Source organism: Pseudomonas sp. LPB4.O, from assembly GCF_038383825.1.
Classification (GTDB): Bacteria; Pseudomonadota; Gammaproteobacteria; order Pseudomonadales; family Pseudomonadaceae; genus Aquipseudomonas; species Aquipseudomonas putida.
This window is the reverse complement of sequence record NZ_CP151298.1, coordinates 5,318,029-5,335,137: the sequence shown is the minus strand read 5'-3', so window position 1 is coordinate 5,335,137 and position 17,109 is coordinate 5,318,029. Positions and strand designations below refer to the sequence as shown.

The 17,109-nt window shown below is 62.4% G+C and carries 16 protein-coding genes; 10 read left to right on the top strand and 6 right to left on the bottom strand.

Going from position 1 to position 17,109, the window contains the following annotated elements:
* Positions 1 to 119 precede the first annotated feature (119 nt).
* Complete coding sequence (gluQRS, locus tag MRBLPB4O_RS24150; RefSeq protein ID WP_341798927.1) at positions 120 to 1,007, bottom strand: tRNA glutamyl-Q(34) synthetase GluQRS; 888 nt, start codon at positions 1,005 to 1,007, stop codon at positions 120 to 122.
* A 63-nt stretch (positions 1,008 to 1,070) separates the two neighbouring features.
* Positions 1,071 to 1,517 (bottom strand): RNA polymerase-binding protein DksA, encoded by a 447-nt coding sequence (gene dksA, locus MRBLPB4O_RS24145; RefSeq protein WP_016501618.1) that lies wholly within the window; start codon positions 1,515 to 1,517, stop codon positions 1,071 to 1,073.
* A gap of 210 nt (positions 1,518 to 1,727) precedes the next feature.
* Between dksA and MRBLPB4O_RS24140 the strand changes: the two genes are divergently transcribed.
* Positions 1,728 to 2,900, top strand: coding sequence for a pyridoxal phosphate-dependent aminotransferase (locus MRBLPB4O_RS24140; protein WP_341796814.1), 1,173 nt, complete (start codon positions 1,728 to 1,730; stop codon positions 2,898 to 2,900).
* Positions 2,900 to 3,613, top strand: a complete 714-nt coding sequence (sfsA, locus tag MRBLPB4O_RS24135; RefSeq protein WP_341796813.1) for a DNA/RNA nuclease SfsA — start codon at positions 2,900 to 2,902, stop codon at positions 3,611 to 3,613. Before MRBLPB4O_RS24140 ends, sfsA begins: the two co-directional genes overlap by 1 nt.
* Here the strand turns inward: sfsA and MRBLPB4O_RS24130 are convergent.
* Positions 3,603 to 3,920, bottom strand: coding sequence for a Rieske (2Fe-2S) protein (locus tag MRBLPB4O_RS24130; protein ID WP_341796812.1), 318 nt, complete (start codon positions 3,918 to 3,920; stop codon positions 3,603 to 3,605). The two genes, sfsA and MRBLPB4O_RS24130, sit on opposite strands and share 11 nt — an antisense overlap.
* A 148-nt stretch (positions 3,921 to 4,068) precedes the next feature.
* Here MRBLPB4O_RS24130 and MRBLPB4O_RS24125 point away from each other — a divergent pair, with 148 nt between their 5' ends.
* Genes MRBLPB4O_RS24125 through MRBLPB4O_RS24110 form a run of 4 tightly spaced genes read left to right on the top strand, consistent with a single transcriptional unit; the run spans position 4,069 to position 7,648 of the window.
* Positions 4,069 to 4,953, top strand: a complete 885-nt coding sequence (locus MRBLPB4O_RS24125; RefSeq protein ID WP_341796811.1) for an ABC transporter substrate-binding protein — start codon at positions 4,069 to 4,071, stop codon at positions 4,951 to 4,953.
* 50 nt (positions 4,954 to 5,003) lie between these two features.
* Positions 5,004 to 5,987: an iron ABC transporter permease gene (locus MRBLPB4O_RS24120; RefSeq protein ID WP_162471788.1), complete on the top strand. Its 984-nt coding sequence runs from the start codon at positions 5,004 to 5,006 to the stop codon at positions 5,985 to 5,987.
* On the top strand, positions 5,987 to 6,754 hold the full coding sequence (locus MRBLPB4O_RS24115) for a heme ABC transporter ATP-binding protein (RefSeq protein ID WP_341796810.1): 768 nt from the start codon (positions 5,987 to 5,989) through the stop codon (positions 6,752 to 6,754). Before MRBLPB4O_RS24120 ends, MRBLPB4O_RS24115 begins: the two co-directional genes overlap by 1 nt.
* Positions 6,755 to 6,766: 12 nt before the next feature.
* Complete coding sequence (locus MRBLPB4O_RS24110; RefSeq protein WP_341796809.1) at positions 6,767 to 7,648, top strand: ChaN family lipoprotein; 882 nt, start codon at positions 6,767 to 6,769, stop codon at positions 7,646 to 7,648.
* A gap of 208 nt (positions 7,649 to 7,856) precedes the next feature.
* On the opposite strand, the gene MRBLPB4O_RS24105 is transcribed toward MRBLPB4O_RS24110, so the two are convergent.
* The 3 genes from MRBLPB4O_RS24105 to MRBLPB4O_RS24095 form a co-directional block, all read right to left on the bottom strand.
* Positions 7,857 to 8,135, bottom strand: a complete 279-nt coding sequence (locus MRBLPB4O_RS24105) for a TfoX/Sxy family protein (protein ID WP_016489141.1) — start codon at positions 8,133 to 8,135, stop codon at positions 7,857 to 7,859.
* 222 nt (positions 8,136 to 8,357) lie between these two features.
* Positions 8,358 to 9,718 (bottom strand): IS3 family transposase gene (locus tag MRBLPB4O_RS24100; protein WP_341796297.1). Its coding sequence is split into 2 segments (ribosomal slippage): positions 8,358 to 9,250 and positions 9,250 to 9,718, totalling 1,362 coding nucleotides; the frame shifts between segments, so codons are not numbered across the junction.
* Between the two features lie 104 nt (positions 9,719 to 9,822).
* Positions 9,823 to 11,385 (bottom strand): AAA family ATPase, encoded by a 1,563-nt coding sequence (locus MRBLPB4O_RS24095; protein ID WP_341796808.1) that lies wholly within the window; start codon positions 11,383 to 11,385, stop codon positions 9,823 to 9,825.
* Positions 11,386 to 11,500: 115 nt separating this feature from the next.
* Between MRBLPB4O_RS24095 and mrcB the strand changes: the two genes are divergently transcribed.
* The 4 genes from mrcB to MRBLPB4O_RS24075 all read left to right on the top strand — a co-directional run bounded on the left by mrcB (position 11,501) and on the right by MRBLPB4O_RS24075 (position 17,108).
* Entirely contained in the window at positions 11,501 to 13,822 is a 2,322-nt protein-coding gene (mrcB, locus tag MRBLPB4O_RS24090; protein ID WP_016501609.1) for a penicillin-binding protein 1B, read from the top strand.
* A gap of 15 nt (positions 13,823 to 13,837) precedes the next feature.
* Positions 13,838 to 14,641 carry a tetratricopeptide repeat protein gene (locus MRBLPB4O_RS24085; RefSeq protein ID WP_341796807.1) on the top strand — a complete coding sequence of 268 codons (804 nt, stop codon included), beginning with the start codon at positions 13,838 to 13,840 and terminating at the stop codon, positions 14,639 to 14,641.
* Positions 14,641 to 14,973 (top strand): YqcC family protein, encoded by a 333-nt coding sequence (locus MRBLPB4O_RS24080; protein ID WP_341796806.1) that lies wholly within the window; start codon positions 14,641 to 14,643, stop codon positions 14,971 to 14,973. Before MRBLPB4O_RS24085 ends, MRBLPB4O_RS24080 begins: the two co-directional genes overlap by 1 nt.
* Before the next feature lie 410 nt (positions 14,974 to 15,383).
* Positions 15,384 to 17,108: an acetolactate synthase 3 large subunit gene (locus MRBLPB4O_RS24075; RefSeq protein WP_341796805.1), complete on the top strand. Its 1,725-nt coding sequence runs from the start codon at positions 15,384 to 15,386 to the stop codon at positions 17,106 to 17,108.
* The last annotated feature ends 1 nt before the right edge of the window (position 17,109 follow it).

Genomic DNA, 17,109 nt, shown 5'->3' with positions numbered 1-17,109 from the left:
GGTTGGTTTGCCTGTGCTGGCCCTTTCGCGGGTAAACCCGCTCCCACAGAACGGCACCGCCTTCGAAACCTGTGAGGAACTGTGGGAGCGGGTTTACCCGCGAAAGGGCCGGGCCTGCCTCAGCGCAAATCAGCCTCTGGCACCGTGGTCCGCTGCTCGATTGCCTCCGTCCGCCACTGCTTGCGGGCTATCGCCAACACTTCAGCCGGCGTAGCCAGTAGTAAATCGGGGTCTGTCTCTTGCCCCAGCGCCCGCAATGCCCGTAACAGCAGCGGTGTGGCATGCTCCGCCTGCAAGGGCGGCGAACGGTACGATTTGCCCAGCTTGTGCCCATCTGGCTGCACGATCAGCGGAATATGCAGGTAGCGCGGCTGTGAGAAGCCCAGCAATTCCTGCAGGTACAGCTGGCGGGGGGTGTTGTCCAGCAGGTCGGCGCCACGCACGATGTCGGTCACACGTTGCCAGGCATCGTCCAGCACCACCGCCAGCTGATACGCATACAGCCCGTCGCGGCGCTGGATGACGAAGTCGCCCACCTCACGCCCCAGGTGCTGCTGGTACTCGCCCTGGACCCGGTCGGTAAAGCGGTAGATCAGCTCTGGCACGCGCAAGCGGATCGCCGCACCTTCCCGGGCATGGCCAGCGTTACGGCAAAGGCCTGGGTAGATGCCGTTGTAACCCTCCAGCTGTTTGCGCGAGCAGGTACAGGCATAGGCCAGGCCCATGTTGAACAGGCGGTCGACTACTGCGGCATAGGCATCGTGCCGCTGGCTCTGGAACACCACCTCGCCATCCCATTCCAGCCCGTAACGCTCCAGGGTCTGCAGGATCGCATCACGGGCCCCGGGCATTTCCCGAGGTGGGTCGGTGTCTTCCATGCGCAGCAGCCAGCGGCCGTTGACGGCACGGGCATCGAGCCAGGAGGCGAGGGCTGCGACCAGCGAGCCGAAGTGCAGGAAGCCGCTGGGGGTCGGGGCGAAGCGCCCGATGTAACTGGAGTCGGTCATGGTCAGGCTGGGCATATAAATGAAACGGGGCGCATCAAGCGCCCCGTTCAGGTGGAAGAAAGATCAGCCTTTGCCGACCGTTTTTTCCTTTTTCTCGGCGATTTCCTTGCAGTCGAAGCACAGGTCGGCGGTCGGACGTGCTTCCAGGCGGCGCAGGCCGATTTCGATGCCGCACGATTCGCACCAACCGTAATCTTCGTCCTGGATCTTCTGCAGGGTCTTGTCGATTTTCTTGATCAGCTTGCGCTCGCGATCACGGTTGCGCAGCTCAAGAGCAAATTCTTCTTCCTGGCTGGCACGGTCGGCCGGGTCCGGGAAGTTCGCAGCTTCATCCTTCATGTGGTCTACGGTGCGATCCACACTCTGCATGAGCTCGCCTTTCCAGGCATTGAGAAGCTTGGTGAAGTGCTTCTTCATGGGCTCACCCATGTACTCTTCGCCCTTGGTCTCTTTATAGGGCTCGACACCGTACATGGTTTGACCGGTTTTTTGCTTTTCTACGGTGGACATGAATAGACCGCCTCTCACTCATCTGATCCAATGCGCAGGATGCTCCATCCCCGGCGACCGCCGGCCCTGCGACTGCGAGCCGCCGAACTTACCAGATAGATCGGGGGTGCGCTACCCCGCCCGATCCTGCTTATTGACATCGGCGCGAGCCGTACGTTCGTTGGCGTGCAGAGGTAGAATCTCCAGTTTAGACGCAATTGAGAGAAGGTCATGGCCCACCCCTACAGTGCGCGCAGCCGCGCCATCGAACCCTTCCACGTCATGGCGCTGCTGGCCCGGGCCAACGAGCTGCAGGCGGCCGGGCACGACGTGATCCACCTGGAAATCGGCGAGCCGGACTTCACTACGGCTGCGCCGATCGTGGCTGCCGGCCAGGCGGCACTGGCCGCCGGGCACACCCGCTACACCGCCGCACGCGGCCTGCCGGCACTGCGCGAAGCGATCGCCGGCTTCTATGGTCAGCGTTATGGCTTGAATATCGACCCGCAGCGCATCCTCATTACCCCAGGTGGTTCTGGCGCGCTGCTGCTGGCCAGTAGCCTGCTGGTCGACCCGGGCAAGCACTGGTTGCTGGCCGACCCGGGTTACCCGTGCAATCGCCACTTCCTGCGGCTGGTCGAGGGCGGGGCGCAGCTGGTGCCAGTGGGCCCGGAGGTGAATTACCAGCTGACCGCCGACCTGGTCGGGCGTTACTGGGACAAGGACACCGTCGGTGCACTGGTCGCGTCGCCGGCTAACCCGACCGGTACCGTGCTGGGGCGCGAAGAGTTGGCCAGCCTTGCCAAGGCCACCCATGAGCGACACGGCCACCTGGTGGTGGACGAGATCTACCATGGCCTCACTTATGGCATGGACGCGCCAAGCGTGCTGGAAGTCGACGACTCGGCGTTCGTCCTGAATAGTTTTTCCAAGTATTACGGCATGACCGGTTGGCGCCTTGGCTGGCTGGTAGCCCCACCCGGCGCGGTGGGCGACCTGGAGAAGCTGGCGCAGAACCTTTACATCAGTGCACCGAGCATGGCCCAGCATGCCGCGCTGGCCTGCTTCCAGCCCGAGAGCCTGGCCATTTTCGAAGAACGCCGGGCCGAGTTCGCCCGCCGTCGCGACTATCTGTTGCCCGCCCTGCGCGAATTGGGCTTCCGCATTGCCGTCGAGCCGCAGGGGGCGTTTTACCTGTATGCCGACATCAGCGCCTTTGGCGGTGATGCGTTTGCCTTCTGCCGGCATTTCCTGGAAACCGAGCACGTGGCCTTTACGCCGGGCCTGGACTTCGGCCGCCACCTGGCCGGGCACCATGTGCGCTTTGCCTACACCCAGAGCCTGCCGCGCCTGGAAGAGGCGGTGCAGCGCATTGCCCGTGGCCTGCAGAGCTGGCAAGGCTGATGCAGTTCTATCCCCCACTCGAACAGGGCCGCCTGCTGCGCCGTTACAAGCGCTTTCTGGCGGACATCGAACTGGCCAGCGGCGAACAGCTGACCATTCACTGCCCGAACACCGGCTCGATGCTCAACTGCATGCGTGAAGGCGGGCAGGTGTGGTTCAGCCGCTCCAACGACCCCAAGCGCAAACTGCCGGGCACTTGGGAAATCAGCGAAACCCCGCAGGGGCGGCTGGCCTGCGTGAATACCGGGCGTGCCAACGCGCTGGTCGAAGAGGCACTGCGGGCCGGCGTCATCACGGAACTTGCCGGGTTCACCGCGCTCAAGCGCGAAGTGGCGTACGGTGAGGAAAGCAGCCGCATCGACTTTCGCCTGGAGTTCGACGGTGCCCCCGCGTACGTCGAGGTCAAGAGCGTGACCTTGGGCTACCCCGACAGCACAGTTGCAGCCTTCCCCGATGCGGTGACACAGCGCGGTGCCAAGCACCTGCGCGAGCTGGCGAAATTGGCCCGCCAGGGTGTACGGGCGGTGCAGTTGTATTGCGTGAACCTGACGGGCATCGACGCCATACGCCCAGCTGAGGAAATCGACGCAGCCTATGCCCAGGCCCTGCGTGCGGCGGTGGCGGACGGCGTGGAGGTGCTGGCCTACGGCACCCGTCTGGACGCCGAAGGCATTGTTGTTGATCGCCGCCTGCCGGTGCTGGTTACGCCATAAGCCAGATGCCCTGGCTGTCCTCGTGACAGCCCAGGGCCAGCAATTGCTCACCGTCGCAGGGCCCGGCTACGCACTCGCCGCTTTCAATCAAAAATAGCGCGCCATGGTGGGCGCAGTGGATGAGGCTGGCGCTGTCATCAAGAAAGGCATCTTGCGCCCAGTTCAGCGGGATGCCGCGGTGTGGGCAAAGGTTGCGGTAGAGGTACACCTGGCCCTGGCGGCGTACGCCGAACAGTTCGAGGCCGTCTACGCTGAAGGCGCGGCTTTGGCCTTCGGCCAGGGCGTGGGAGGTACAGAGCAAGTGCATGGCGAGGACGACTCATGAAACAGATGATGACTTGACGCGTCAATGCGAATAATTATCAAATTTCCCGCATTCGCTGCGCCTGGCTACCTATGGTGCGCAGTTCTGCCGTCCGCCACAAGGCGCGCGGCTCGCCCTCAGAAGGAACCCGATGATGCGCCGTCCAGTCGCCTTGCTCGCCCTGTGCGCAAGCCTTGTGCTCTCCACCCAGGCCCTGGCGGCCGAGTTGCCGCAACGCTGGGTCAGCGCGGGTGGCGCCCTGAGCGAGTGGATAACGGCACTGGGCGGTGAAGCACGGCTTGTCGGTGTGGACACCACCAGCCAGCATCCGGCATCGCTGAAATCACTGCCCAGCGTGGGCTACCAGCGGCAGTTGTCGGCTGAAGGCATTCTCAGCCTGCGCCCGGATGTACTGGTGGGCACCGAGGAAATGGGCCCGCCGCCGGTCCTGGCGCAAATCCGCAAGGCCGGTGTGCAGGTGGAGTTGTTCTCCAGCAAGGCCGAACTGGCGGCGGTGGATGCAAACCTCAAGCATCTGGGGCAGTTGCTTGGCGCAGAACAGCAAGCTTCGGCGTTGGCGGCGGGTTACCACCAGCAAATCGAGGCTGTGCAGGCCAAGGTCAAGCAGGCTCAGGCCGGGCAAAAGGCACCTGGGGTGCTACTGCTGGTCGGCCACGCCGGGGCCAAGCCCCTGATCGCCGGGCAGGGCACTGCGGGTGACTGGCTGCTGGGCCAGGCAGGTGGGCACAACCTGGCAGAACATCAGGGCTACAAGAACTTCTCCAACGAAGCCTTGGCGGCGTTGGACCCGGACGTGATCGTGTTTTCCGACCGGGCGCTGGCCGATGAGCAGGCCTTGCAGGCGCTGTTGAAGGAAAACCCCGCGCTGGCTGCCTCGCGGGCTGTGCGTGAGAAACGCCTGGTGTCACTGGACCCGACGCTGCTGGTGGGCGGGCTTGGCCCACGCCTGCCATCGACCTTGCAGTCGTTGGCAGCCACCTTCTACCCGGCAGCCCAGGCCAGCTTCGCGCAATGAAACAGCGGGTCCAGCCACGTACGTTGTTCATATGTCTGAGCCTGCTGTGCCTGTTGGCGGTCTGGCTGTCGCTGGCCCTGGGGCCGGTCAGCCTGCCGTTGTTCGACACCCTGCGCGCCGGCCTGCGCCTGCTGGGGCTGCCGATTGCGGCTGACGGCCTGCAGCAGGCCGAGATGATCCTGGGCCAGATCCGTCTGCCGCGGACTTTGCTGGGGCTGGCGGTGGGTGCGGTGCTGGCTCTGTCCGGCGTGGCCATGCAGGGGCTGTTCCGCAACCCGCTGGCCGATCCAGGGCTTGTGGGGGTTGCCGCTGGGGCGGCGATGGGGGCCGCGGTCGCCATAGTCGGTGGTGCCTGGTTTGGCGGCATGCCGGAGGCTTTCGCGCCGTATCTGCTGTCGTTCTGCGCTTTTGTCGGGGGGCTTGGCGTAACCGCGTTGGTCTACCGTCTGGGCCGGCGCGATGGCCAGACCAACGTCGCAACCATGCTGCTGGCGGGCGTGGCCATGACTGCGCTGGGCGGCGCGGCCGTTGGGCTGTTCTCTTACCTGGCCGACGACGCCACCCTGCGCACGCTGACGTTCTGGAACCTTGGCAGCCTGAACGGTGCCAGCTACGAACGGCTGTGGCCGTTGCTGCTGGTGGCGGCGGGGGTAGCGGTATGGCTGCCACGCCGGGCCAAGGCGCTGAATGCCCTGTTACTGGGTGAGTCGGAGGCGCGCCACCTGGGCGTTGACGTTGAGCGGCTCAAGCGCGAGCTGGTGTTCTGCACGGCGTTGGGCGTAGGTGCGGCAGTGGCTGCAGCAGGGCTGATCGGTTTCATCGGCCTGGTGGTGCCGCACCTGGTGCGCTTGCTGGCCGGGCCTGATCACCGTGTGGTGCTCCCGGCCTCGTTGCTGGCGGGGGGCGTGCTGATGCTGTTCGCCGACCTGGCGGCGCGGCTACTGCTGGCACCTGCCGAGTTGCCGATTGGTATTGTCACGGCTTTCATCGGTGCGCCGTTCTTTCTGGTCCTGCTGATACGAGGGCGCAGCTGATGTTGCAAGTCGAAGGCCTGCACCTGCGGCGGGGAAGCAATGAGGTGCTGCACGATATCAATCTGCAACTGAGCCCGGGACAGGTGGTGGGCGTGCTAGGCCCCAACGGTGCCGGCAAGAGCAGCCTGCTGGGTGTGCTGTGTGGCGAGCTGGCGCCCGACCGGGGGCGGGTGACGCTGCAGGGCCGGCCCCTCACCGATTGGCCTGGGCAGAAGCGGGCCAGGCGCCTGGCCGTATTGCCACAGGTGTCCAGCCTGGGTTTCTCGTTCCGGGTCGAGGAAGTGGTGGGCATGGGGCGCATGCCCCATGGCACCGGGCAGCGGCGCGATGCGGAAATTGTCGAAGCGGCGTTGCAGGCGGCGGATGCCTGGCACTTGGTGGAGCGCAGTTATCTGGCGTTGTCCGGTGGCGAACGCCAGCGGGTGCACCTGGCCCGCGTGCTGGCGCAGCTGTGGCCAGGCGAGGAGGGGACCACGCTGCTGCTCGACGAGCCGACCTCGATGCTCGACCCACTGCACCAGCACACTACCCTGGAGTCCGTGCGCCGCTTTGCCGACCGCGGCGCCGCGGTGCTGGTGATCCTGCATGACCTGAACCTGGCAGCGCGCTACTGTGACCGTATCCTGTTGCTGGAACAGGGGCGCAGTCATGCCTTGGCCTCGCCTGAAGAGGTGCTGACGCCAGCGGCGTTGAGGGCGGTTTACGGAATCGATGTGCTCGTGCAGGCGCACCCGGAGCGTGGGCATCCACTGATCATCACCCGCTAGGAGGCATTGCCGATGCGTCATCCGCTGCTGTCCGGTTTCTCGCTTTGCCTGATGTTGGTACTGGGTGGCTGCCAGGCCAGCCTGCCGCCGTTGCCCGCTTGGCAGAGCAGTGAGGGGCTTACGCATGCCGAATTGGGGCACATTATCAACCTTGCCAGCGGCCAGGCGATCAGCCCAGAGCAACTGGTGCAACGCTTGGCGGGCACCCCTCGGGTGCTGGTGGGCGAAAAACACGACAACCCGGACCACCACGCGCTGCAACTTTGGCTGCTGCGCGCGTTGCAGGGGCAGCGCGTGCAAGGCAGCCTCTTGCTGGAAATGCTGCAGCCCGAGCAGCAAGCGCTGGTCGACAGGGTTCAGGGGCAGCCCCTGCCGGCAGACTTGCCCAAGGCGCTGGCCTGGCAGGAGGGTTGGGACTGGCAACTGTACGGGCCGATAGTGCGTGAGGCCTTGCAGCAGAGAGTGCCACTGCTGGCGGCCAACCTGTCGCCTGGCGAGATGCGCCAAGCCTATCGACAACCCGCCTCGCTGACCGGCGAAAGGTCCAATGCGCCAGCGGTGAAGGCTGCCTTGCTGGAGCAGGTACGCGCCGGGCATTGCGGTATGCTGCCGGAAAACCAGTTGCCAGCGATGCTGGCCGTGCAGCAGCAGCGCGACCGGCGCATGGCCGAGCGTTTACTGTCGGCGCTGCAGCCGGCGCTGCTGTTTGCCGGGGCATATCACGTGCGCAAGGACTTGGGCATACCCTTGCATCTGGCTGATCTGGCGTCGGGGGAGAGCAAGGTATTGCTGCTGGCCGAGGTGGGCGAGCAGGTTGAGCCAGGCGAGGCTGATTACGTGTGGTACACGGCGGCGACGCCGGAGCGGGATTACTGCGCGCAGTTTCGCCAGTAGTGTGCACGGTGGTAAAGCCAAGCCAGGCGGCACAAAAACCACAGGCAAAAAAAGACCCGGCAAAGAGCCGGGTCAATAACCGTGATTAGCCTGATGAGGAGATAATCTGAGAGTCCGAACCAGGGGCTCTTAGGTTATCCAACCAGTCTCGCGACCAGTTGTGATAATCATAACGATTCTCATTTCGTAGTCAATCCCCTTCCCACGATTATTTAGGATTTTTTTGCGTAGGGTTTTTCGCGTCCAGTTGTTGATTGAGCGCTTCTTTGCGTTCAAGTGGCAGATCGTTCCAGTGCATGTCCAGCAGGGCGCCTTCGATGGCGTACAACAGCACCTTGGAAGCGCGGAACCCTCGTGTCTTTACGGCCTGGTATGCACCCACCGCACCCAGGCGACGCAGGTCCGATGCACTGTGGATGCCGGCGGCATGCAGCCACTGCGCAGAGGTCTTGCCAAGGTTCTTCAGGTGCTGCAATTCATCGTTCATCGAGCCTCCTTGCGATGGCTGAACGTGGATTGGAGGATAAATCGCGAGCAGGTCAGAGAGGAGTGTAGCGGGGGTTAAGAAATGCGCGGCCTTTTGCCATCGGGGCGATGAGCTGTCGGGACCTGTGCCGGCCTCTTCGCGGGTGAACCCGCTCCCACAAGGTGCTCTACAACCCTCAAGGTTGGCGTAGTACCTGGACTGCCCCCCAAAAGTTGGACAGTTTCAGCTAGCAGACTCAGCAGCATGGGCCCTGTATTCCACAGGGCTCATGCCATTGAGCTTTAGCTTGATGCGGTCATGGTTGTAGTAGTGGATGTACTCGTCCAGACCGGCTTTCAGTTCTTCAACGCTCTCGAAACGCTTCAGGTAGAAAAACTCGGACTTAAGCGTACCAAAAAAGCTCTCCATTGCCGCATTGTCCAGGCAGTTTCCTTTGCGTGACATGCTCTGGTTCAGTCCTCGCTCTGCCAGCTTATGGCGGTACTGGGAGTGCTGGTAGTGCCACCCTTGATCCGAGTGAAGCACCAGCTTCGGCTTGTTTCCCAGGCGCTTGAAGGCCTTGTCCAGCATGTTGGTAACCAGCCCGAGGCAAGGCCTGCTGGCCACTTCGTATGCCACGATTTCGGCGTTGTACAAGTCCATCACAGGAGAGAGATAGACCTTTTTCTCAGCTACTTTAAACTCGGTCACATCGGTCACCCACTTCTGATTCGGGCGCTGCGCGAGGAAGTTTCGCTCCAGCAGGTTAGGCGCGATAGTGCCGACGACGCCCTTGTACGACCGATACTTTTTGGGCCGTACGAGTGAGCGAAGATCAAGCGCGACCATCAAGCGTTCTACGACCTTCTTGTTAACCAAGGTGCCGGCGTTGCGGATCACCGCCGTCACACGCCGGTAACCGTAGAGCCCTTTTTCCTCGTGATAGACACGCTGAATCAGCTGTTTCAGGACAGCATGCTTGTCAGGTTTGGCCTGCGCCTGAAGTTGGTAATAGAACGTGCTGCGAGGTAAGTCAGCCAGTTGCAGAACGGCGGCCAAGGGAAACCTGTCCTTGAGCGCCGACACGATCAGGGCTTTTTGGGCTGACTTCGCTCCTGCTTCTTCAGTTCTTCCAGCTTTTTTAGGTAAGCGTTCTCCATACGCAGCCACTCAAGCTCAGCCAGCAACTGGTCGCGGCTTTTATCGGTGTCATCGGACGTCGTAGGTTTTATGGGGTAAGGCTTTTTCGACATGGCAGCGGGTTTTCTTCTCTTGGGAGCAGGTAAATCCAGACTCCCACTGTAGTGCTGCCGCGCCCAAATGCCTATCTGCGAGGACTGACCAAGACCAAAATGGGCGGCGGTCTGGCGCAAGGAAAGCTGATGCTTGTGCATGTACTCAAGGACTGAGCGCTTGTAGGCCGTGCTGTACCGCTGGCCGGTTTTGCGCAGGCTGAACTGACCATGCTTCTGGAAAGCGGAGAACCAGCGCCGCAGCAGGCTGAAGTCCACTGCAAATCGCCGAGCTACTGTTCTAAATCCTTCACCACCCTCCAGGTAGGCCTGGACGGCGGTGAGCTTGAATTGATCTGAGTACTTGCTCATGTGAACACCCCAAGAAATTGGATTGGTGTCCAACTTCCTGGGGGCAGTCCAACCTGTGGGAGCGGGTTTACCCGCGAAGGGGCCGGTACAGGAAAGCGGCGAACTTACAGGCCAGGCAAACGCTGGCGAATCTGCTCGATCACCTGGTCCATGCTGCCAGCATCCTGGGTATCGACCCGGGTGCTCTGGACCAGCTCCTGCGCATCCAGGGCTTCACGGCTGGCCTGCTGGGCCATGACCACGTCCAGGGTGGCATCCGAAGGGTCGGCGTTTTCGGCTAGACGCTGCTTCAGCCAGCTGGCGATGACTGCCTCGGGTGCGTGGCAGTCGAGGATCAGGAACGGTACACCGGTCTGGCTGGCAACGTCTGCCGCAGCTTGCCGCTGTTCATGCTTGAGGTAGGTGGCATCCAGCACCACCGGGAAGCCGGCGCGCAAAACGGTTGCTGCAACTTCGTGCAGACGTTGGTATGTGGCAGCACTGGCATCCTGGTCATAAATGCCGGAGGTGAGCTGACCGGCGTTTTCTTGCGGCTGTTCGCCGAACAGGCGCTTGCGCTCGACATCGGAGCGCACACGAATGGCGCCCAAGGCCTCGACCAGACGCATTGCCACGTGGCTCTTGCCCACTGCCGAGACGCCATGGGTAACGGCCAGCAGCCGCGAAGGGATGGCGCTGTAGCTTTCGGCCAGGTTGGCGTAGTTGCGATAGGTGCGCAGGGTGGTGGCCCGCTGCACGCCGTCGGCATTGGCCGGCATGCTGAAGAGCGCGACTTTGGCCCGTACCAGGGCGCGATAGGCTTTGTAGAAGTTGAGCACTTCCAGGCCTTCATAATCGCCGGTCAGCTCCAGATACTGGCTGATGAAGCGTCGTGCCAGGCACTTGAGGCCGCGATCTTCCAGGTCCATGGCCAGGAAGCCGGTGTCGGCCCACACATCGGTCATGCGGAACGGCTCGTTGAACTCGATGCAGTCGAAGATCACCACCTGGCCGTTGATCAGGGTAGCGTTGCCCAAGTGGATGTCACCATGGCACTCGCGGGTGAAGCCATTGGCCTTGCGCGAGGCGAACAGGCCTTGCAGCCGCTCGAAACTGCTGCGGGCCCAAGCCTGCAGGTTGTCCAGTTGCAGCAGATCGGCCTTGTCGCTGAGGAATGGGCGGATCTGCTCGAAGTTCTGCTCGACCGGCGCCATGACGCTTTCAGGCGAGCCGTAGGGCTGCTCGGCCGATACCTTGGGGGTCTGCAGGTGGAACTCGGCGATTTGCCGGGCCATCTGGTCGATGTGCGCGGCATTCAGCTCGCCATTGGCCTGCAGGGTGCTGAGCATCTGCCCCTGGGGGAACTGGCGCATCTTCAGCGCGTATTCGATGGCTTCGCCGTCGCCACCGATCTGCGGCGTTTCGACGCTGCCGGTAACCGGCAATACCTCCAGGTACAGGCCGTCGGTCAGGCGTTGGTTCAGGCGCAACTCTTCATTACAGAAATGCTGGCGCTGGCCCAGTTCGGTGAAGTCGAGAAAGCCGAAGTTCATCGGTTTCTTGATCTTGTAGGCGTACTCGCCGGTGAGCAGCACCCAGGAGATATGTGTCTCGATGAGCTGGAACCCATCCACGGGGTGAGGGTACAGGGCAGGGTTCTGCAGCGCAGTGATAAGGGCTTGGCTCACGGGAAATCCTTCCGGGGGCAGGGAATTCGAATGCGCCATTATGGTCAATGGTGCCGTCCCTGCCTACCGCTGGGCCGTCTGCCCAGCCTTTATAAAGTGCGTATAATCCGCCGCCATGACCCGAACCCGAAATCCCCGTACCCCTCAGAAACGCCCGACCGGCCGCTCTCGCGCCTGGCTGGGCTGGGCTTTGAAGCTCAGCCTGGTAGGCCTGGTGATCGTTGCCGGCTTCGCGGTTTACCTTGACGCTGTTGTGCAGGAGAAGTTCTCCGGCAAGCGCTGGACCATCCCGGCCAAGGTGTATGCCCGGCCGCTGGAGCTCTTTACTGGTCAGAAACTGAGCAAGAACGACTTCCTTACCGAACTCGACGCGCTCGGCTACCGGCGTGAAAGCGCGGCCAATGGCCCGGGTGCAGCGGCCGTCAACGGCAACACCGTCGACCTCAATACCCGTGGCTTCCAGTTCTACGAGGGCATGGAGCCGGCGCAGTTCGTGCGCGTGCGCTTTTCCGGCGATTACGTGGCGGGCCTTTCTGCCGCCAACGGCAAGGCGCTCGACGTGGTGCGGCTGGAGCCGCTGATGATCGGTGGCATCTACCCGAAGAACCTCGAAGACCGCATCCTGATCAAGATCGACCAGGTGCCCAAATACCTGCTCGAAACCCTGGTGGCGACCGAAGACCGCGACTTCTACAGCCACTACGGCGTGTCGCCCAAGTCCATCGCCCGGGCAATGTGGGTCAACACCTCGTCCGGCTCGATGCGCCAGGGCGGTAGTACCCTGACCCAGCAGCTGGTGAAGAACTTCTACCTCAGCAGCGAACGCAGCCTTAGCCGCAAGCTGACCGAAGCGATGATGGCCATGCTGCTTGAGTTGCACTACGACAAGCGCGAGATTCTCGAGGCCTACCTCAACGAGGTGTTTGTCGGTCAGGATGGCCAGCGTGCCGTTCACGGCTTCGGCCTGGCCAGCCAGTTCTTCTTCAGCCAGCCGCTTTCGGAGCTGAAGCTGCATCAGATCGCCTTGCTGGTGGGCATGGTCAAGGGACCGTCCTACTACAACCCGCGGCGATACCCTGACCGCGCTCTGGCCCGCCGCAACCTTGTGCTCGACCTGGTGGCCGAACAGGGCGTCGCCAGCCAGGCGGAAGTCGATGCTGCGAAGAAGATGCCGTTGGGCGTGACCAAGCGCGGCAGCCTGGCCGACAGCTCGTTCCCGGCCTTCCTCGACCTGGTCAAGCGTCAGCTGCGCCAGGACTACCGCGACGAAGACTTGACCGAAGAAGGCCTGCGTATTTTCACCAGCTTCGACCCGATCCTGCAGATGAAGGCCGAAACCTCGATGAGCGAGACCTTCAAGCGCCTGTCGGGGCGCAAAGGTGCTGACGAGGTGGAATCGGCCATGGTCGTGACCAACCCGGAAACCGGTGAGGTACAGGCGCTGATCGGTAGCCGCCAGGCAGGCTTCGCCGGTTTCAACCGGGCCATCGATGCTGTGCGGCCGATCGGCTCGCTGGTCAAGCCGTCGGTGTACCTGACTGCGCTGGAGCAGCCGAGCAAGTACACCCTGACCAGCTGGGTGCAGGACGAGCCATTTTCGGTCAAGGGTGCCGATGGTCAGGTCTGGCGCCCACAAAACTATGACCGTCGACCGCATGGCACCATCTACCTGTACCAGGGGCTTGCCAACTCGTACAACCTGTCGACCGCCAAGCTCGGCCTGGAAGTGGGCGTGCCCAATGTGATCAAGACCATTGGCCGGCTGGGGGTAAATGTCGACTGGCCAGCCTTCCCGGCCATGTTGCTGGGTGCCGGCGGCATGTCACCGATGCAGGTTGCGACCATGTACCAGACCATCGCCAACGGCGGTTTCAACACCCCGATGCGTGGTATCCGCAGTGTGCTGACTGCCGAGGGCGAGCCGCTCAAGCGCTACCCGTTCCAGATCCAGCAAACCTTCGACCCGGGGGCCATCTACCTGGTGCAGAACGCCATGCAGCGGGTCATGCGCGAAGGTACCGGGCGCTCGGTGTACAACACCTTGCCGCGCTCGCTGACCCTGGCGGGCAAGACCGGTACCAGTAACGACTCGCGCGACAGCTGGTTCTCCGGCTTCAGCCAGGACCTGCTGGCCGTGGTGTGGATGGGCCGTGACGATAACGGCAAAACCCCCTTTACCGGTGCCACCGGTGCCCTGCAGGTGTGGACCAGCTTCATGAAGAAGGCCGACCCGCTACCGCTGGACATGCCGCAGCCGGACAACGTGGTGCAGGCCTGGATCGACCCGTACACTGGCCATGGGTCTGATGGCAGCTGTCCGGGAGCGGTGCAGATGCCGTATATTCGCGGGAGTGAACCGCCCGCCGGCGCGACCTGTGGCGGCGAGCAGAATCCTGCAGAATCAGTCATGGACTGGGTCAAAGGCTGGATGAATTAAGCGCAGGCTGCATTGATGAGGTGTGACGTGAACAAGTGGCTGTTTCCTGCCGTGACGGCGTTGGCTGTGCTCCAGGGGTGCTCTAGCGTCCCGCGCGGTAATATTCCGGTGGTCGATTCGAGCACTCGCGTGTCCAACAGCGAGCGCGTGACGGCCAACCGCTCGGCGGGTGGCTATAACACGGGCACCGCGCAAGCGCAGACGTTGCCCGAAGACTCCGGCGTGACCGTGATGATCCCGCAGGGCGCTGGCGCTTCTGGCATCCAGACGTTCCCGGCTGCCAATGGCGCGGCGCCGATCAGCACCTCGCCAATCACGCCGGGCCCGATTACCCCTGGCCCGGTCAGTTCGGCGCCGATGACCACCAACCCCAACCCGATCGCCGACGAGCCGTTCGACATCGCGGCAATGAACAGCACTCCGGCAAGCACCAGCGCGCCAACCGGCATTCCGCGCAGCAGCACCGCTGCCGGTGGTCTGTCGGCCGACGAGCAACTGGACGGCCCGGTGCTGGCACTGCTGACCACCGCGCAGACTCAGCAGGGCAGTGGTGACTTCAACGGCGCTGCTTCGAGCCTGGAGCGTGCACAGCGCATTGCCCCGCGCGAGCCGCAGGTGCTGTATCGCCTGGCTCAGGTGCGCCTGTCGCAAGGTGATGCAGCGCAGGCCGAGCAGTTGGCGCGTCGCGCCCTGACTTACGCCAACGGCCGCCCAAGCCTGCAGGCCGAGCTGTGGAACACCATCGCCCAGGCCCGTGAAAAGCAAGGTGACAGCGCTGGCGCGGCACTGGCCCGGCAGAAGGCGCGGGTCAATTCGTGATGATCGAGCGACGTATTCTGGACATTGCCGACCACCTGCTGCTGATCGAGCGTGAACTGGTGGTGCAAGGGTGGTGGGATGACGAGCCACCCAGCGACGAGGCTCTGGCCAGTACCGTGCCGTTCGCGGTCGATACCCTCAGTTTCGAGCAGTGGCTGCAATGGATCTTCCTGCCGCGGATGAAGATCATCATCGAGCTCGGGCAGCCGTTGCCCAACGCCTCCAGCATCCTGGTCATGGCCGAGACCGTGTTTACCGACCGGCCGGAGCAAAGTCGTGAGCTGCGCCGCCTGTTGGCAGCATTTGACCAATTGATCGCTCCTTCCGCCTGATTTCTTCAGTTTTTCCTTCAAGGGCCGCAGATTGTGGCCCTTTTTTATGGAAATCTTATTTATTCTGCTGCTGAAGCGATTTTTAGTGGTGGCAGGAATTCATCTTGGGGAAAAATTGGCAATAATTTTTCTTGACATGTTGGCGCCGAATCACAAGAATCCAACTTCCGCTGTAGAGGGACTGCCAGAAGCAGACCCGCTAAGCAGATCATGAGGTGCACACCCGCGCCGACCTGTTACACCCCGCAACGCGTTACCTCGCGCTGGGTGGGAAAGCCCCGCAACACTCTGGGGTGCTCCCAATACTTGCTCAGTCAGTGCTGACGTTTTCGCTCATGCTCTGCTTGGCAGTAAACCTATTAAGACCCGTCCACTAGGGACGGTATTCTGGCGTTTTAGAGGTGAACAACGTGGAGCTTTTATCTGGCGCTGAGATGGTCGTCCGCTTTTTGCGTGACGAAGGCGTTAAGCACATCTACGGGTACCCTGGTGGTGCTCTCCTGCATGTTTACGACGCACTGTTCAAAGAACCGGAAGTGGAACACATCCTGGTTCGTCACGAGCAGGCGGCAACCCATATGGCGGACGGCTACGCCCGCGCCACCGGCAAGGCCGGTGTGGTGCTGGTAACCTCCGGCCCGGGCGCGACCAATGCCATCACCGGCATTGCCACCGCCTATATGGATTCGATTCCGATGGTCATCCTGTCCGGCCAGGTGCCTAGCACCATGGTGGGTACCGATGCCTTCCAGGAAACCGACATGATTGGTATCTCGCGGCCGATCGTGAAGCACAGCTTCATGATCAAGAACCCGACCGAGATCCCGGAAGTCCTGAAAAAAGCGTTCTACCTGGCGCAATCCGGTCGCCCAGGTCCGGTCGTGGTCGACATTCCAAAAGATATGACCAACCCGGCCGAAAAGTTCGAATACGTTTACCCGAAAAAGGTCAAGCTGCGCTCCTACAGCCCGGCGGTCCGTGGCCATTCCGGCCAGATCCGCAAGGCCGCCGAGATGCTCCTGGCTGCCAAGCGCCCGATCGTCTACTCCGGTGGTGGCGTGATTCTCGGCGGTGGCTCCGAAGCCCTGACCGAAATCGCCAAGTCGCTGAACCTGCCGGTCACCAATACCCTGATGGGCCTGGGTGGCTTCCCGGGTACCGACCGCCAGTTCCTCGGCATGCTCGGCATGCACGGCAGCTACACCGCCAACATGGCCATGCACAACGCCGACGTGATCCTCGCTGTGGGCGCACGCTTCGACGACCGTGTGGTCAACGGCCCGGCCAAGTTCTGCCCGAACGCCAAGATCATCCACATCGACATCGACCCGGCGTCGATCTCCAAGATGATCAAGGCCGACGTGCCAATTGTCGGCCCGGTCGACAGCGTGCTCAGCGAAATGCTCGGTATCCTCAAGGAAATCGGCGAGCAGCCTGACAAGGCGTGGCTGGATGCCTGGTGGAAGCAGATCGACGAATGGCGCGGCAATGGCGAGATGTTCCCTTACGACAAGGGCGACGGCACTGTCATCAAACCGCAGAAAGTCATCGAAACCCTGTGCGAAGTGACCCATGGCGATGCCTTCGTCACCTCCGACGTAGGCCAGCACCAGATGTTCGCGGCGCAGTACTACCGCTTCAACAAGCCGAACCGCTGGATCAACTCCGGTGGTCTGGGCACTATGGGCTTCGGCTTCCCGGCGGCGATGGGCGTCAAGCTCAACTTCCCGGATCAGGACGTTGCCTGCGTGACTGGCGAGGGCAGCATCCAGATGAACATCCAGGAGCTGTCCACCTGCATGCAGTACGGCCTGCCGGTGAAAATCGTCAACCTGAACAACGGTGTGCTGGGCATGGTCCGCCAGTGGCAGGACATGGCCTACAACGGTCGTCACTCGCACTCGTACGTCGAGTCGCTGCCTGATTTCATCAAGCTGGCCGAGGCCTATGGCCATGTGGGTATCCGCATCACCAGCCTGAAGGACCTCAAGCCGAAGCTGGAAGAAGCGTTTGCGATGAAGGACCGTCTGGTGTTCATCGACATCGCGGTTGACCGCAGCGAGCACGTCTATCCGATGCAGATCAAGGATGGCTCGATGCGTGACATGTGGCTGAGCAAGACGGAGCGTACCTGAT

Coding starts and splice junctions, on each gene's coding strand:
- gluQRS (WP_341798927.1), bottom strand. CDS start 1,007: ATGACCGACTCCAGTTACATCGGGCGCTTCGCCCCGACCCCCAGCGGC.
- dksA (WP_016501618.1), bottom strand. CDS start 1,517: ATGTCCACCGTAGAAAAGCAAAAAACCGGTCAAACCATGTACGGTGTC.
- MRBLPB4O_RS24140 (WP_341796814.1), top strand. CDS start 1,728: ATGGCCCACCCCTACAGTGCGCGCAGCCGCGCCATCGAACCCTTCCAC.
- sfsA (WP_341796813.1), top strand. CDS start 2,900: ATGCAGTTCTATCCCCCACTCGAACAGGGCCGCCTGCTGCGCCGTTAC.
- MRBLPB4O_RS24130 (WP_341796812.1), bottom strand. CDS start 3,920: ATGCACTTGCTCTGTACCTCCCACGCCCTGGCCGAAGGCCAAAGCCGC.
- MRBLPB4O_RS24125 (WP_341796811.1), top strand. CDS start 4,069: ATGATGCGCCGTCCAGTCGCCTTGCTCGCCCTGTGCGCAAGCCTTGTG.
- MRBLPB4O_RS24115 (WP_341796810.1), top strand. CDS start 5,987: ATGTTGCAAGTCGAAGGCCTGCACCTGCGGCGGGGAAGCAATGAGGTG.
- MRBLPB4O_RS24110 (WP_341796809.1), top strand. CDS start 6,767: ATGCGTCATCCGCTGCTGTCCGGTTTCTCGCTTTGCCTGATGTTGGTA.
- MRBLPB4O_RS24105 (WP_016489141.1), bottom strand. CDS start 8,135: ATGAACGATGAATTGCAGCACCTGAAGAACCTTGGCAAGACCTCTGCG.
- mrcB (WP_016501609.1), top strand. CDS start 11,501: ATGACCCGAACCCGAAATCCCCGTACCCCTCAGAAACGCCCGACCGGC.
- MRBLPB4O_RS24085 (WP_341796807.1), top strand. CDS start 13,838: ATGAGGTGTGACGTGAACAAGTGGCTGTTTCCTGCCGTGACGGCGTTG.
- MRBLPB4O_RS24080 (WP_341796806.1), top strand. CDS start 14,641: ATGATCGAGCGACGTATTCTGGACATTGCCGACCACCTGCTGCTGATC.